General features: G+C 69.4%; 13 protein-coding genes and 1 pseudogene. 8 read left to right on the top strand and 6 right to left on the bottom strand.

What is annotated here, in order from left to right:
* Nucleotides 1-99: 99 nt before the first annotated feature.
* The 4 genes from ACYVLT_RS34725 to ACYVLT_RS34710 form a co-directional block, all read right to left on the bottom strand.
* The gene (locus tag ACYVLT_RS34725; protein ID WP_461124402.1) at nt 100-729 is read right to left on the bottom strand and encodes an IS630 family transposase; all 630 of its coding nucleotides are present in this window, start codon (nt 727-729) and stop codon (nt 100-102) included.
* Entirely contained in the window at nt 660-1,007 is a 348-nt protein-coding gene (locus tag ACYVLT_RS34720) for a helix-turn-helix domain-containing protein (RefSeq protein ID WP_461124400.1), read from the bottom strand. The genes ACYVLT_RS34725 and ACYVLT_RS34720 overlap by 70 nt, the downstream gene beginning before the upstream one ends.
* A 35-nt stretch (nt 1,008-1,042) precedes the next feature.
* Nucleotides 1,043-1,219 carry a helix-turn-helix domain-containing protein gene (locus tag ACYVLT_RS34715; protein ID WP_461124399.1) on the bottom strand — a complete coding sequence of 59 codons (177 nt, stop codon included), beginning with the start codon at nt 1,217-1,219 and terminating at the stop codon, nt 1,043-1,045.
* Between the two features lie 570 nt (nt 1,220-1,789).
* Nucleotides 1,790-2,329, bottom strand: a complete 540-nt coding sequence (locus ACYVLT_RS34710) for a hypothetical protein (RefSeq protein ID WP_461124398.1) — start codon at nt 2,327-2,329, stop codon at nt 1,790-1,792.
* Nucleotides 2,330-3,085: 756 nt separating this feature from the next.
* Here ACYVLT_RS34710 and ACYVLT_RS34705 point away from each other — a divergent pair.
* On the top strand, nt 3,086-3,319 hold the full coding sequence (locus tag ACYVLT_RS34705; protein WP_461124397.1) for a helix-turn-helix domain-containing protein: 234 nt from the start codon (nt 3,086-3,088) through the stop codon (nt 3,317-3,319).
* A 193-nt stretch (nt 3,320-3,512) separates the two neighbouring features.
* Nucleotides 3,513-3,686 (top strand): hypothetical protein, encoded by a 174-nt coding sequence (locus ACYVLT_RS34700; protein WP_461124396.1) that lies wholly within the window; start codon nt 3,513-3,515, stop codon nt 3,684-3,686.
* A gap of 241 nt (nt 3,687-3,927) precedes the next feature.
* Here ACYVLT_RS34700 and ACYVLT_RS34695 read toward each other — a convergent pair whose 3' ends face one another.
* The gene (locus ACYVLT_RS34695; RefSeq protein ID WP_461124395.1) at nt 3,928-4,197 is read right to left on the bottom strand and encodes a hypothetical protein; all 270 of its coding nucleotides are present in this window, start codon (nt 4,195-4,197) and stop codon (nt 3,928-3,930) included.
* Nucleotides 4,198-4,917: 720 nt separating this feature from the next.
* Between ACYVLT_RS34695 and ACYVLT_RS34690 the strand changes: the two genes are divergently transcribed.
* On the top strand, nt 4,918-5,133 hold the full coding sequence (locus ACYVLT_RS34690) for a hypothetical protein (protein WP_461124394.1): 216 nt from the start codon (nt 4,918-4,920) through the stop codon (nt 5,131-5,133).
* Between the two features lie 1,069 nt (nt 5,134-6,202).
* Nucleotides 6,203-7,165: a hypothetical protein gene (locus tag ACYVLT_RS34685; protein WP_461124393.1), complete on the top strand. Its 963-nt coding sequence runs from the start codon at nt 6,203-6,205 to the stop codon at nt 7,163-7,165.
* Between the two features lie 288 nt (nt 7,166-7,453).
* On the opposite strand, the gene ACYVLT_RS34680 is transcribed toward ACYVLT_RS34685, so the two are convergent.
* Nucleotides 7,454-8,416 (bottom strand): nitronate monooxygenase, encoded by a 963-nt coding sequence (locus ACYVLT_RS34680; protein ID WP_461124392.1) that lies wholly within the window; start codon nt 8,414-8,416, stop codon nt 7,454-7,456.
* A gap of 271 nt (nt 8,417-8,687) precedes the next feature.
* On the opposite strand from ACYVLT_RS34680, the gene ACYVLT_RS34675 reads away from it, so the two are divergent.
* The 4 genes and pseudogenes from ACYVLT_RS34675 to ACYVLT_RS34660 all read left to right on the top strand — a co-directional run.
* Complete coding sequence (locus ACYVLT_RS34675) at nt 8,688-10,265, top strand: NF041680 family putative transposase (protein ID WP_461124391.1); 1,578 nt, start codon at nt 8,688-8,690, stop codon at nt 10,263-10,265.
* Between the two features lie 651 nt (nt 10,266-10,916).
* Nucleotides 10,917-12,764 (top strand): hypothetical protein, encoded by a 1,848-nt coding sequence (locus ACYVLT_RS34670; RefSeq protein WP_461124390.1) that lies wholly within the window; start codon nt 10,917-10,919, stop codon nt 12,762-12,764.
* A gap of 298 nt (nt 12,765-13,062) precedes the next feature.
* Complete coding sequence (locus tag ACYVLT_RS34665; RefSeq protein ID WP_461124389.1) at nt 13,063-15,333, top strand: ATP-binding protein; 2,271 nt, start codon at nt 13,063-13,065, stop codon at nt 15,331-15,333.
* Nucleotides 15,288-16,016: pseudogene (locus tag ACYVLT_RS34660) on the top strand (IS701 family transposase); the annotation flags it as partial. The gene ACYVLT_RS34665 and the pseudogene ACYVLT_RS34660, both read left to right, overlap by 46 nt.
* Nucleotides 16,017-16,101 lie beyond the last annotated feature (85 nt).

Genomic DNA, 16,101 nt, shown 5'->3' with positions numbered 1-16,101 from the left:
CGGCACCCCGCACCTGCGCGCCTACCCCGCGGTCGACCACATCGACCTGACCGGACACCAATCCCTCCTCGCAATCGACCTCCCGCCCGAGGCGGCGGGTCAGGACGGCTGGGTGACCGCCGACACCATCGCCACCGCCCTGATCGGACGGGTGCGCCAGCCGATCCCCTGACCACAGGCCCACGACCGGCCGAGCGCGCCGCCGCGTACTCCTCGTGCGATCCCCCACGGCCGGTGCACCGAACGGCTCGCCGCTGCCGTCTCGGGCGCGATGGCGAGGGCATGTGGCCAGGACCACCTCGCCGTGCTCCCCAGGTTTCGACACCGCCGGCGCGGGTCGACGTTGCGGGCGCGGGAGGCGTTGGTTGCGTTCGAGGTCGGCGTTGAGCAGCTCGTCCGGGTTGAGTTCGGGCTGTAGCCGGGCATCAGGTGCAGTTCGACCCGGTCGGTGTTGTCCTGCAGCCAGGCGCGGACCGCCTTGCTGCGGTGCACCGGGTGTCGGTCGGCGATGACGTGCACCTTCCGGTCGGCCTGGCGGGCCACGCGGTCGAGGAACGCGGTGAACACCGCGGCGGTGAAGCGTTCGGTGAACACGGTGGACCACAGCGCGCCGCGTGAGGCGACCGCGGACATGACGTTGACCCGCAGCCGTTTCCCGGTCACCCGCACCACCGGAGTCCGGCCCTTCGGCGTCCACGACCGGCCGGGCGGCGCGGCGTCCGAGCGCAGCCCGCACTGGTCGACCCACGCGATCGCAGCACCCTCGGCCTTCGCCTGGCCTCGATCACCGGGGAGTCCTCGTCCAGCCAGGCCCGCACCGCGGCGGCCTGCTGTTCATAGGCCCGCCGGGCCGGACGCCGCGGGGTGAAGCCGTGGCGGCGCAGCCACAACCCGACACCCTGTTCGGTCATGTCGACCCCGACGACCAGCCGGACCAGCTCGACCACCGCCTGACGGGTCCACAACGGGCCGCCGATCAACCGCTCCTCGGGCGTGTAGTCGGCCATCGCCGCGAACAGGGTGCCCCGGCCCTCCGGGGTGATCAGTTCGGCGGGCCGGGACGTCCTCTGCGGGTCGCCAGGCCGTCGCGACCGTTCCGCCGGTAGGCCCTCCACCAGGTGCCCACCGAGCGTTCGGAGACCCCGAACACCTCCGCCGCCTGCCGATAGCCCTCCACCTTCCCGGACTCCAACGCGGCGACCACTCGCAACCGCAGCACCTCACGCTCCGCGGGCGATAACCGGTGCGCATTCTCGACCTCGATCACGAGCGATCAACCTGCAGGAAGACGATCACTTTCGACTCAATAACTGCAGTTCAGACCCCTGTGGCCGACTTTTGACACCCGACAGAGTCGGCAAGGACTCAAGGGGCGACCGATTGGTGGAACTACCCATTCGACTATCGCGATTTCTTGGCCTGGAGATCTGCCGCAGGTTCCTTCCACAGGTAATCCGGGATCCCTCCAGAAGTGCGGCCCACCCGAGGATGCAGCGGGAGGGTGTGGACGGAGCATAAGGTCCGCCAGATGGTTCGGCTGGTCGCCTGCGGCAGCCGAACCGTCTGACGTCCTCAAAAGCTGGGGCGCAATTGGCATAGGTGTTCGCGTTGGCGACGAGGCGTGCGGCGGTGATTTATCCGCCTGGCTTGTAACCCTGGGCGCGAAGTGGCAGCAGCATCTACACCTGCGGTCCTGCGGCAACTGATCGCATCAGACGCTCATCAGGCAAGCAGAAGTATTTGCGGAGATGATCGAAGCCAGCAGCATGTCGCTGCCGGCAGACGTCAGCTATTGCGAATAGCGCCACGCAAAGATGTTCGGCACGTTTGCCAACGAGGGCGGACACGAAAACAACTGGATGTTGTATGCCTCCTTCCCGGGCTGATCGGTGCCGTAAGGCCTGAGGCACTCCCCCCGGAAACCCTCAGGAGCGGCATAACCGATGAGCACCCAGCCGTTCTGGCCCCATATGGTGAAGTGCTGTTCGGCCCACGTGTCTTTGCAGATCTGAAGAGTGGCTACCGAGGGTCGCGGACCCGCGCCCGTCGTGAGGCAATAATAATTCCCGTCGGGATACCTGTTTACTGTCCTCAGCGTGATTTTGCCCCTCCAATACCCGCTCGTGGCGACGGACCACCACCACCGCTGGCCATTGCTGCCGTCGCAACGCTCGAGTTTAGCCGAATTAGACATGCACCAGCCCGGGTTGCCCACGTTTTCGTAGCGCACGTATCCGTCCGCGCGTGCCGGCGTGACGCCCAGCATGAGACTGGCAACCGCGACGATCATCACGACGCCGAGCGTGCCGAACTTTTTGAGTGTCTCCATGAAGACTCTCGTCCTTTCCCGCTAGTATCCATGAGTTGTTCCTTTGCGTTCCGCTTCGTTCTTCTGGCGGTTTCCTCCTTCCGGGGCAGCGGCCCACTTGATGTGCATCTGCCGTCGGGCCGTGTTTGCTGGCCCTGAGGTTGTGGCCGCGCGGCCCGGCTGGTCGTTACACGATGGCGGAAATTCCCTCCCTGCCTAAGGGCGCAACCGTCGTGCAGCCCCGGCGCCCGGCGTCAGTAGAGACCAGCACTGAAGGAGGAACGCTGGCGATGGGTCTACGCACGACTATGCTCGCGGCTCACCGGCCCGTGAAACCAGGGCTATTCGGCCGTACCCGAATAGCCCAGGCCAACGTGCCGCGTGGCGCACACCGGGCAGCGCGTCGAGACGGGGCAGCGGCGACGCATCAAACGTCGATACAGATCTTGAAAGGCTAGGGTTGATCGCGTGGTCTCGGCGTGTCCTGCGCGGTCGTGACCGGCGTGTGGTCTACGCAGGGGTGATGCGATACGCGGACGGTGGTGGCCTGTCCGAGCGGGGCAGGGCCAAACGCGAGCAGGTCCGGTTACAGGCGGCGGAGTGGTTCGGCCAGGACGTGCCCGTGGCGGAGATCGCCCGGCGGCTGCGGGTGTCGACGCGGTCCACACCCGGCGGCGTCGATGGCGTGCCGGCGGCGAGGCCGGGCTGGCGTCGAAAGGGCCCGGCGGGTCGTCGTGTCGGCTGGACGGGCGACGGTTGGACAGGCTGCCCGAAGCCTTGGAGCATGGTCCGGCCGCGCACGGGTTCGGCGGGGATCAGCGCTGGACCTTGGCCCGGGTCTCCGATCTGATCGCCCGGCTGTTCCGCATCCGCTACACGCTGCGCGGGGTGTCCTATCTGTTGCACCGTATGGGTTTCTCCCCGCAGGTGCCCGCGCACCGGGCGATCGAGCGCGACGAGCGGGCGGTCGTGACCTGGCGGCGGGAGACGTGGCCGTCGGGAAGACGGTAGCGGCGCAGCGGGGCGCCTGGCTGTGCTTCGAGGACGAGGCCGGGCAGACACTGCGCCCGCCGAAAGCCCGCACCTGGGGCCGGCGCGGGCACACCCCGACCGTGGCGGTGTCGGGGAAGGGTTCGGGCCGGGTGTCGATCGCCGGGCTGGTGTGCGTCCGACCCGGACACCGGCCCCGGTTGATCTCCGCACGGTGGTCCACCGCGGCCGTAAGGGCGAACGGCGCAGCTTCGGCGAGACCGACTACGCCGCCCTGCTGGACGCCGCTCACCAGCAGCTCGACGGACCGATCGTGCTGATCCGGGATAACCTCAACACTCATACCAGTCACGCGATGCGCCCTGATCGCGGCGGGGCGGGACCGTGACGATCTTTGGCCGGGTCGCCGTCGGTCATGGTGACTACCACCGATTGCGTTCGGCGACGTGGCATCGCCCGAACTGGATGGTGAAGTACTACGTCACCCATCGTTCCGTGTGGTCCGCGGCGGCGGTTCGACACATGCCAGCCTGTCTGGACGCCCGCCGGGAGCTCCTGCGACGTCGAGGGTGTCGGTGATCAGCGTGAGGTCGCCGAGCTGGACGTCCAGGCAAGACGGGATCCGGACACTATCGGTCGATGCCACTGGTGATCTTCAGCCCGGGCTTGGTCAGCCGGGAGAGCTGGACGTAGCGCTGGCTCATGGTCCACGCCCACAGCCGTCCGGGAATCGTGGTGGTGTCGTTGACGATCGGGGCGTCCAGCCGCACCGTTCGGCGGTCGTCCGGCCCGCTGAGGAGGAACAGGCCGTAGTCGGTGCCCTCGGTACGGGTTCCGGTGGCCTGCAGCGCGTCGATCGCGTCGGCGACGTCCGCCTCGGTCCCCCGAGTGCGCGGCACCGGGCGGCTTCATCGCGGATGAAGGCCACTGCTTCCTCGCCGTGCAGGATCAGCGGGACGTGGGGCTGGACGGCGCCGTCGGCGTAGAAGCCGAAGCGGGTCGTCCCCGCCGGAACGACCGGTTGGGCTGACACGCGTCATGAACACAGATGCGCCGAGGGGGGCGGTCGGCTCGTCAAACACGCGCGAGCACAGCGCGTCATGACAAGCAGCTCCGGATGCCCGACGAGGTTGTAGAGGACAACCACCTCCAGCCGCGCTCCACGCAAGCGGGTTCGACTCCCCACGGTGCGAGGCGTTCGCACACCGGCAGTGGTTCGACGTCGATGCAATTGAATGAGTGTTGAAGACCACGCTGAGCGTGTCTATTGCGAAGACCCGACTTTGGCGCAAGTCGGTCTGCTCCCGCTGTGGCACGCCGTCCCTTGGCGTCGCGATCAACTGGTGTACCCCCTGTCTCGCCTCGCCCCATCCCCACGCAGACATGCGCGCCGAGGTGCGCGAGCTGTACGAGGAGGCTCGTACCGTCGCCGGAGTCTCGCGCCGTGCAGGCGCAGTGCTGGCGGGCGGCACGGTTGAGCGGCTGATCAGAACCCTCGGCCCGGACGCCCCGAAAAGGCGGAGCTCGACCGACGGATCGAGCGCATCAGGCTGCAGTCGACCCCACAGACCGCGCAGCCCCTCGACGTCCTGCGCGTCACCGGCAACGGCGCGCTGCACGTGGACGACGAGCCCGGCGAGCTGGTCGTGATGGCCCTCGACGACGGGGAATGCCCGGCACTGCTGGAGCTGCTGTTGGAGACCGCGGGCGACCTGGTCGAGGAGATGATCGCGCGGCCCACGACTGTAGACGGGCTGTGGAGGCTCTTGCCAAAGGGCATCCGCGACAGGGTCACCGCAGGCGGGGTCAACCCGCAGGCGGATGCGACCAACTGAGAAGCCGGGTGCACGCATAGTTGCCGTTGGGCTAAAGGTCGCCCGGACGAGCAGTACGCGAATCTGGCGCACGGCGAGTATGCCTGCTGCCCGCCGGGCGCGGGCTTCGCATGATGAGCAGGCCAGCGCGGCGCAGCTGAATGCCCGCTGGAGCGGCTACACGATCGGGACTCGCCAAACCTGTGTTTGAGTCGTTCCTGGCGGGACCCGGCGCGTGCACGTGCATCTGCACGTGCACTGCGAGAAGATCCACCACGTTCTCGCACCGACATGCGATCGACAGGAGATAGTCTTCCCCGCGCGAGCGGGGGTGGTCCCGCGGCCATCCTGGGGCGCGGTCCGACGGCCGTGTCTTCCCCGCGCGAGCGGGGGTGGTCCCAGGGCGCCCGTGCTCGGAACGGAACACTCGTCGGTCTTCCCCGCGCGAGCGGGGGGTGGTCCGGGGCAGCGGCAGGTGGTGCGGGGTGCGTCCCGGTCTTCCCCGCGCGAGCGGGGGTGGTCCGCTCGGCCTGCGCGGCGCGATCGCCGTCCAGGTGTCTTCCCCGCGCGAGCGGGGGTGGTCCGTCGGCCGGCGCCATCGACTCCAACTCGGCCTGGTCTTCCCCGCGCGAGTGGGGGTGATCCTCGGCGGTTTCCTTGTCGCGGTTTTTCATGCAGAACTTCCCCGCGCGAGCGGGGGTGATCCGGTGATGTTGGAGCTGTCGAAGGGCGGCTTCACGTCTTCCCCGCGCGAGCGGGGGTGGTCCCGCCACGGTGTGGGTGGCGTGCCGGTGCTCCTCGTCTTCCCCCGCGAGCGGGGGGTGGTCCGGTGCCGTACTACTCGGCACAGGCCACGTGGTTCTTCTTCCCCGGGCGAGCGGGGGTGGTCCCAGCGCGGTCGAGTCGTAGGACACCGCGGCGTTGTCTTCCCCGCACGAGCGAGGTACCTCACGGTGGTCAGTGCCACGACCAGCGGCAGGGGCACGCCGACGAACACCCACAACGACTTAAGGTTGGTGTACGGGACGCCGGCGGAGGCCACCTCGGAAATCCGAGAGCGGCGCCGAGGCAGTCCGGGTTGAATACCCCCGTGACCAATGTCGTCCCGCCCAGCGAGCAGTACGCCGAGCTGGACCGGTGGTGTGAACTGCTCGCGCAACTGTGCGCGGCGTGGGGTTCGACCGCAGAGCAGGGCCGAACCACGCCGCCGCAGACCAGCCCAGCATCCCGCGAGGACGTCCTGCTGACGGCCCGTCACGCCGATTGGCAGGCTCACGACGCGTCCAACACCGGGCGGGATGCCGCCGTGTTGACCGACGCTGCCGCACAACACCTGCTCGGCCTGCGGTCCCTGGCCGTCGACCGCGCCGTCACGCTGCCCCTGTGGCCATTGGCCCGGCACGTCGCCGAGTACGCCGCACAGGCCGGGTGGCTGCTCGCCCCGGACATCACGGCGGATCAACGGGTAGCTCGTCGGTGGCTGCTCAAGCTCGTGAACTTCCACCGCTACCGCCAGACGCTAGGCTCCATGACTGCCACCAAAAAGGACCTCAGGACGGCGAAGAACCTCCGCGCCCAAGTCGAGCAGGAACTGCGCCACCGGTTTCCCGACGCGGGCGACCTGGGCTGGACCCTGGAGCAGCACCCGAACGGGCCGCCATGGAACATCGCCGGCCAGCACGTCCCGAGCCTGGGCGAACTGGTCCGCGCGTTCGTCAAGGTCCACGGCTTCCACCAAGCCCGAGGGATCTACGACATGCTCTCCCTCCAGTCCCACCCGAACCTCGACGTCGTGGTGGCACGTCACGTCGAACGCGTCGTGCACGAGGACTTCGTGCAGTACACCTTCCGGATCGACGTCCCGCAGGCGATCCGCGTCCTGCGTACGGCCGCGCTGTTGTTCTACAGGGCCGCGATGGTGGTCACGAGCTACTTCGAACTGGACCCCGCGCGGTTGAACGCCTGGTACGACTCGCTGCCCGGACGGCCCGGCCGGACCGGACGCGCAGGCACGCGCCAGCGCACCCCGGAGGTCGGTGTGCGGACCGACTAACCGGAACGAGGTACTGGGCCATGCGCGTCAAGGCCGATCCATCCGGGACCGGGCACCCGGCCGGCTACAAGTGCGGCCATGCAGGCCGAAACATGCTGCTGGCCCGTGTCCGGCAGGCCGTCCTGCAATGCTGCAGGGCTCGCAGTCGCCGACCGACGCCGAGGACGTAGGGGCTGGGTGAGGAGGCGCGGGTAGTCCAGGAACTGGAGGACGGAGGCCTCACGGCGGTTCGAATGACTCGTGGCGGTGTCGGCTCGGCCGTGACCGCTCCCTGGCTGACTCTTCCGGTCAGTGCCTTCCCGCTCGGACCAGAGCCTCCTCGGCCTGCGCGGCCAAGGCGAGGACAAGATCGGCTGCGGGTTGCAGGTCGGTGATGAGGTCGATGGCCTCGCTGGCCCACACTGGCAGCGGGGGCACGTCGCCTCGTGCCACGGCAGCCTGATAGGCGTGCTGGGCTGCGGGGTTCGCGGCGAGTTCCGCTTCCCGGCCCCGCCATTGTTCGAGGAACGGATGAGCGAGGGTGCGGGCGGCGTACTTTGACGGCCATCGGGAGCCCCGGGCGATATCCAGGACGCTGCTGCGTTCAGTGTCCTGGCCGCGTCCCTCGATGATCGCCGTGGTGATCGAGGGATCGACCAAGGCCTCGGCCGTGGCCTGGAAGCGGGTGCCGACGAGCGCCCCGGCTGCACCCAGGGCGAGAGCGGCGGCCACGCCGCGGCCGTCGGCGATCCCGCGGGCCGCCAGCACCGGCACCGGTGCCACCAGGTCGGCCACGACCGGCACGAACGGCAGCGTGGACCGCCCACGCCGGGAACCATGTCCACCACTCTCGGTCCCCTGCGCCACGATGACATCAGCACCCAGATCCACCGCCTGCCTGGCCTCTTCCAGATTGGTCACCTGGATGATCAGCGCCGAACCTGCTTGACGGACGCGGGCCACGAACGGGCTGGGGTCCCCGAAGGAGAACATCACCGCCCTGGGGTTGTGCTCCAGTGCCCGCTCGACCGCGCCGACATCGATCGCCCAGGTCAGGAACCCGACACCCCATGGCTTCCCGGTTTCCTCCGCAACGATCGGCAGCTCGCGGGCCAGCCAATCCCGATCCCCGTTACCCGCCCCCAGCAACCCCAGCCCGCCGCCGCGAGAGACGGCCGCCGCGAGCGCACCACCGGCCGACCCGCCCATCGGCGCCAACGCGATCGGGTGCTGCACACCGAACAACTTCGTGAACGCCGTCGACAACGCCATGGCTGCCATCATCACTCCTGCCGGCTCACAGGGCAGCAAGGGCGCCGCACCCAGACCACCCGCTGTGACATGCGCCGCCAGATGGCTCCCCGCCAAGTGATCAGTTCAGAATGAGTTTTCGCAGGCAGATGATCGAGCAGGTGACACTGAGCATCGCCTAGCTTGAGTTTCAACCTTCGGGCGGTGGTCGCCTGCCCCTGTCGATCATGGGTGCAGCCCTTGGCCGATCGTTCCTTCTTGCGACAGTTGGAAGATCGACCAGAGGACTGCGGTGATCAGTGTGCCTCACGCCGGTGGCAGGCGTGCCGACGGGGAGTTGTCCGGGTTCCGGCGCGAGTTCTACGAGTGTCTGACCCGGCGGGCGGATGCGTTGTTCGAGCTCGGCGACGCGGTGTTGTGGGCCGACGGGCCGGTGCGGTCGATCGCGGAGCTGTCCCTGGTGGGTGAACATCGTCGAGGGTATGGCAGCGGATATGCCGCGCTCGCGCGCGGTGGGATCGACATCGCGCGGTTGCGGACCGCGTTGAGCGCGGTGTCGATCCCGCGTGCGGCGGACGGGCGGCTGGTGCTGGCGGTGGACGTCACCAGTTGGCTGCGCCCGGAGGCACACACCGGTCGGCAACGGATCCTGTGCCATACCTACGGTCGCGGCAAGGACCAGCACATGATGGTGCCCGGTTGGCCCTATTCGGTGGTCGTGGCGCTGGAGGCGAGGCGTGGTTCGTGGACCGCGCCGTTGGACGCGGTGCGGCTGGAGCCCGGCGACGACGTCGCGACCGTGACCGCGGTCCAGGTTCGTGGTGTGGTGGACCGGCTGGTCCACGCCGGGCACTGGCGGCGCGGGGATCCGGACATCCTGCTGGTCGCGGACGCCGGCTACGACGGGCCTCGTCTGGCCCACATCCTGGCCGACCTGCCGATCACCGTGGTGGTGCGGATGCGCTCGGACCGGGTCCTGCGCCGACCCGCACCACCGCACCTACCCGGCACCATGGGCCGGCCACGCCGCCACGGCGGCGAGTTCGCCTTCGGCGACCCGGACACCTGGGGCGAACCCGACATCACCACCCGCACCGAGACCAGGCTCTACGGCCCTGCCCTGATCCGCGCCTGGGACCGACTGCACCCGAGATTGACCCACCGCATCGCCTGGGCCGCCCACGCCGGGAACCTGCCGATCCTGGAAGGCACCGTGATCCGTCTGCAGGTCGACCGGTTGCCATCCGGGGCGATCCCGAAACCGGTGTGGTTGTGGCATTCCCGCACCGGCCTCGACCCGGCAGCGGTGGATCTGTCGTGGCAGGCGTTCCTACGCCGGTTCGACATCGAGCACACCTTCCGCATGCTCAAACAGACCCTGGGCTGGACCACCCCGAAACTCCGCTCACCCGAGCAGGCCGACCGGTGGACCTGGCTGATCATCGCCGCCTACACACCCAACTCCGCCTGGCCCGCCGATCGGTGGTCGACCTACGCCGACCCTGGGAGAGATCCCTTTCACCCGAACGGTTGTCCCCGGCCCGCCTCCGACGGGGGTTTCGGCACCTACGCCCGCACACCGCCTGCCCGGCACGTGTCCCGAAACCCTCCCGACCGGGCCCTGGACGCCCGGCCGGAGTGCCCAACACCAGACCCGCACCACGCCACGACGTCCACACCGCCACCAGCACGAACACCCACAAACCGAAGCCGCGCAAGAAGACGAAGTCGACCACCCCACGACCCCGCCGAACAGGTTAAAACTCAAGCTAGAGGGCCCGAACGGCGGTTCCGACAGACCAGCTCTTGCACCCTTCGGCATTGCGTGCCAAGACGCGAAGCCGACGAACTTCCGCCCTACGGGCCGTAAGAGCCGCGCGGTCTACGTCCGGCGGCTCGTCCAGAAGCGTGCGGCCGGCATCCCCTCCCTGGCGGGCGGCACTTTGGAGCTTTTGATCAGTTCCTGATTCAGGCTTCACGCCGGAGGGCACTCTGAGATCGCCGATCCGCAGGAAGAGCAATAGATGGACAGTTTTCCCTGGCCCTTTTCTTTGATCGGACCATCGCCCCGACAGACGCCGAAGACATGTACGTCGTCTAGGTGAAGGTGATCGTCACGCCGCGCAGCGAATCGCAGCGGTGCGGATGCTGGCGCAGGCCTCGCGTAGGCCCACCTTCTTCCGGCTGCGCCCGGTCGAACCGGTCGTCCTCCAGCGGAGAACGAGGCGATGGTCGGCTCGGCCTTGGTGAAGTCCATGTCTCCGTGTTCAACCGGCCCGTCTCGGTGAGAGGGGTGGTGCCGTGACCTGCACTCCGTGCAGCCACACGTCGTCGAAGCGGGACCGGCGCAACGACCCGTCGGTCAGCCGGACGCCGGGGGAACTTCCGGTTGGCGAAGCGGACCAGGTTGTAGTCACCGCCCTGCTCCAGATGTGGTCTCGCGGGCAAGCGGCGAACGGCCGGTCCGCGAGCGCGGGGTTCCCGCAGGTGCACCTCGGGTGAGCAGGTCGGTGTTGGCCGGTTGGCGCTGGCGCGCCGCCATCGTAATCCGCTGTCGAAGGGACATCGCGGTGATCGCCGAACGGCGGTGGAAGTGTGTCGAAAAGTACAGGCCTTGGGAGATAGAGGAAGGAGGGAAAGTAGAAGGGAACGCGGAATGTCTCGATTACGAAGATCCATAGGCGCGCTGCTGCTGACCGTCGTCGTCTGCGCAGGAGCCTCGGCCGGCCCGGCATCCGGTGACACCACCACTGCCGTCGACCCCGCCACCGCCACCGAACCGACCACCGCTGAACCCACCCCCGCAGAACCGACCACCACACCCGTCACCGCGGGACCCACCACCACGGAACCCACCACCGCCGGGCCGCCGGCCACCGATCCTGCCGCTGCGGACCCCGCACCGGGGACGGTGGACCTCTCGATCACCGTCGCCTTCGACCGACCCGAGTTCTTCGTTGACGAGAACGTCACCGCCCGCGCTCGCGTGACGAACACCGGGACCGCCACCGCCAGGGGGGTGCAACTGTTCTCGACGGCGAACCTGGAGAACACGGACTGGGACGGCTTCCCCGCGGACCGGCAGGTCGACGTCGAACCCGGGCAGGCCCTGGAAGGCACCCTCAGCTCGCCGGTCAAGACCGCGGACAGCCCGCTCACCCTCACCGTCACGGTCCGGTCCAGCGGGCCGGACGCGAACGAGGCCGACAACACGGCCACGGCCACCACGTTGATCACGGTCCAGCGCGGCGGTTTCACCGGCATCGTCTACGGCGACCGGAACGGCAACACGGTCATGGACACCGACGAGGCCTTGGCCGATTTCCATGTCATGGTCGTCGGTCTCCGGCCCGGTGGCCCGTACTCGACGATGACCGACTCGACCGGTCGCTTCACGTTCCGCGACCTGCCCCGCGGTGACTACCAGACGTGGTTCGACAGGGGCGAGTGGTACTTCCCACCGCTGGAGGTCCACGTGGACGGGGTGGACGATCCGGACGTGGTGATCAGGGGTGCGCTGCCGGTGCCGGACGTGCTCACCGCCGAGGCCCGGTTCGACCGGACGACCTACCGGATGGGTGACACCGCCCGCCTGTCGCTGGTCCTGACCAACGGCGGTTCGATCCCGGTCCCGGGAGTGACGGCAGTGTGCCAATCGAACACGGCGACCCCGCCCGACCTCGGGGACCTGGCGACCGTGGGCGTCACCGTGGCCGCGCACTCGACGTCGACCATCAGCGTGTCGATTCCCATCGACGACCAGGTCGTGGACGGAGGCGCACTGGTGGTCCAGTGCACGTTCGGTGCACCCCCGGGAGTCAACGGGCGCGTCTACGCGTACGCGATCGCGCGTGTGCCCGGCGCTCGGGCCGCCAGGGTCATCGGCCAGGTGGTGTCCTCGGTCCGGCCTCCGAACATGTCCCCCCGGCCCGGTGGCGCGCCGATACCGAACGTGAAGATCTACCTGAAGGACCAGGTCACCGGCGCGGTCATCGTGCGGGCGATCACCGACGCGGGTGGCAACTTCGAGTTCCTCGACGTACCGGCCGGTGTGTACGACGTCGGCCTCGTCGGACGGTACATCCTCGTCAGCCCTCCCACGATGCACGTCCGGGCCAGCGAGAGCGGGATGAGCCACATCGTGATGGTCTGGGGTGGAGGCCCGGACCAGCCCGACCCCGACCCAGCGCCGCAACCGGGCGACCCGGTGCCCCGGCCCGGTAACCCGGTTCCGCCGGCGACCGGAGCCGGGCAACAGCCCCAGCTCGCCTCGACGGGGGTGAACGTCACCTGGCTCGCCCTCGGCGGTCTGCTCGCGTTGCTCACGGGCATCGGAATGGTCGTGCGCCCCGGCCGGCGACGAGCCTGACCGCGTGACGTGGGGCGGGCGCGGTGTGCCCGCCCCACGTATCGGGGAAACCCCGAGAAAAACTACATTCCCAGTCGCGTCAGGACAGATTTCGGCACGCGACAGCGCAAGGCCGACCGTTATGACGGACATGCGGAAGCGCGGGCTGCCGCGCTTATTACAGGTCAACCGCTGCCAACACGTCCCGCCGTTGTGCGGTGTCGCAACAGGTCGGGTGGGGAATGCTGTCGATGCCGGGCGGTGTCGGGCTGGTGATCGCCGATCAGGGGCGTGCCCCCGGGGAGGTGCAGTGGTGGTGATGTCCGGGGGTGGGGAGCCACCCGGTCACGCGCCCGCCGGTCGGCACGAGGGCGGGCTGACGGTGGGCAACTCAGTGTCCGGGGCCTTGGCCGGGGTGGTGCAGGCAGGGGTGGTGCGGGGCGGAGTGCACCTGCACGCGGCAACACCGCCACCGCCGATGGTGCCGCGCCAGTTGCCGGCTGCGCCGGGGTTGTTCGCCGGGCGGGCGGCGGAGTTGGCCGTGTTGGACCGTGCCCTGGCCTCGGCCGCCCCGAAGGTCGCCGCGTCGGATGAGCGGGGCGCGACCGTGGGGGAACCGGTCCGCGCCGATCCACCTGTCGGGCGTGTGGCAGTGGTGTCGGCAATCGGTGGCGCCGGCGGGATCGGCAAGACCTGGCTGGCGTTGGCATGGGCGAACCGGAACCTGGACCACTTCCCCGACGGGCAACTCTTCGTCGACCTGCGCGGGTTCGGTCCCGGCGAGCCGAGGGCGACGATCGACGTGCTAGCCGACTTCTTGGTCGCCCTGGGCGTGGACCGCGACCACCAGCCCACCGACCTCGACGCCCGGGTCGGGCTCTACCGCACCCACACCACCAACAGGCGGATGCTGGTCCTGCTCGACAACGCCGCTCGTGCCGAGCAGGTCGTGCCCCTGCTGCCCGGCGGGAACTCGTGCACCGTCCTGATCACCAGCCGGGACCGGCTCCACGGTCTCGTCGCCCGTCACAGCGCCCGCCCCGTGCGCCTGGACGTGCTCACCGACACCGAAGCCCGCACCCTGCTCACCACCGCCCTCGGCGACACCCGGCTCGACCCCGGTACCGAGTGGGCGATCACCGAGCTGATCGGCCTGTGCGGCGGGTTCCCCCTGGCTCTCGGCCTGATCGCCGCCCGGCTGCGCACCCGTCCCGACCTATTGGCCGACCTCGTCGCCGAACAGCGCGACCTGGGCCTGGATGCCCTGGAATCCGACGACCCCACCGCCAGTCTGCCTACCGTCCTGTCGTGGTCCCTGCGCCACCTCACCGACCAGCACCGCACCCTGTTCGCCCTGCTGGGCGTCGCTCCCGGCCCGGACACCACCCCGTCCGCCGTGGCCGCCCTGACCGACCTGACCCCGGCCCGCGCGCACCGGGCGCTGTCCGCACTGGAGGAGGCGTCGCTGATGGAGCGACGACCGGGCGGCCGGTACGCGATGCACGACCTGGTCCGCGACTACGCCGCCGTCACCGCCCACGCCGCCCTCCCCAAGCACGTGCGGCAGACGGCCCTGACGCGGGTGATGGACTTCCACCTGCACACCGCCATCGCCGCCGACCGCCTCCTGCACTCCCACCGCGACACCCTGCACGCCGACTCGCCCGCGCCCGGCGCCTACCACCACCCGCTGCCCGACACCGCAGCCGCACTCGCCTGGCTGGAGGCCGAGCACGCCACCCTGCTGGCCACTCAGTACGCCGCCACCGCCCTGGGCCACCACCGCGTCGCCTGGCACTTGGCGTGGGCGCTGGACACCTTCCACATCCGACGCGGACACAGACTCGACGCGCTCGCCTCCTGGCAGGCCGCCCTGGTTGCCACCGAACACATACCCGATCCCCCAACCCTCATCCGCACCCATCGCCACCTCGGCAACGCCTACTCCCGGCTGGGTCTGCACGAGCAGGCCACCGACCACCTGGACCAGGCCCTCTCCCTGGCCGCGTGCCACCACGACCGCATCGAACAGGCCCACACCCACCGGGTGCTCGGGATTGCCTGGGAGTTGCGAAGGGACCACCGGCGGGCACTGGACCATGCCCGAGCCTCCCTGGACCTCTACCGCACCCTCGACCAGCCGGTGCGGGAAGCTGAGGCGCTCAACTCGGTGGGCTGGCTCACCGCGTGCCTGGGCGAGTTCGACACGGCCCTCGTCCACTGCCGGCGGGCACTCACCCTCCACCGGCACCACCACAACCTCGATGGCCAGGCGGCCACCCTGGACAGCCTCGCGTTCATCGCCCACCTCATCGGTGACCACCGCCAGGCCCTCGACCATTACCACGAGGCCCTCACTTTGAACCGCGCCCTCGGCGACATCTACCGGGTCGCGAACTCCCTCGAACGCGTGGGCCACCCCCACGCCGCGCTCGGCCAGGACGAGCAGGCCCGCAAGGTGTGGTGGGAGGCATCGGAGCTGTACCGGGAGCAGGGACGAGAAGCCGACGCAGAGCGGGTGCTACGGCAACTCGACGAACTCGACCGGCGCAACGGCACCGGGAGAAGTGGCGCCTGGCCATGGACATGATCGACGAACTCACCCCGATGGGGCCTGCCCGCGCGGCCCGTGGTGGCCGACGCACGGTACAGCGACTCTTCCGGCTTCCGTCAGGGGCTCACCGACCACGGCCTGACCTACGCGGTGGCGGTCAACCCGATCGCCACCGCGCATCCCGCCACGGCGATGCCGGTCACGCCCGCCCACGGAGGCGTCGGCCGACGGCCCGAACCCCGCTACCCGGATCCGCCGATCGATCTGAAGCCGCTGGTGACGGCCGCGGGCCGGTCGGCGGGGAAGTTCGCGGTCCGGCGCCACGGCTCCCACAAGAGCCCGGCCAACTCGACCGGGCGGATGCGGTCACGGTTCGTGGCGTGCGGGTGCGTCCGGCCAACCGGCACATCCCGCGCAACCCGGACGGCAGCCTTCCGGAGTGACGGCTGCTCGCGGAATGGCCCACCGGCGTCGCCGAACCCACCGACTACCGGCTGTCCACCCTCCCGCACGACATCCGGCTGCGCGATCTGGTCAGGATCGCCAAGATCCGGTGGCGCATCGAGCACGACTACCGCGAACTCAAAGACGGCCTCGGCCCGGACCACTTCGAAGGCCGCTCCTGGATCGGATGGCACCGCCACGCCACCCTCGCCGCCGTCGCCCAAGCCGTCTGCACCAAGCTCCGCCGCACCCCAGAAGCCCCTGCGCAGGACTGACCCTCTACGCCGTCCTGCGCCACCTCCAACACTTACTCGCGGTCTGGACCGGCCGCCGCCACACCTGCCAACAACCCGTCCAGAC

It is taken from the genome of Saccharothrix stipae (assembly GCF_054781895.1).
Note: the sequence above shows the minus strand (reverse complement) of the source record. Positions and strands in the feature narration are given on the sequence as shown.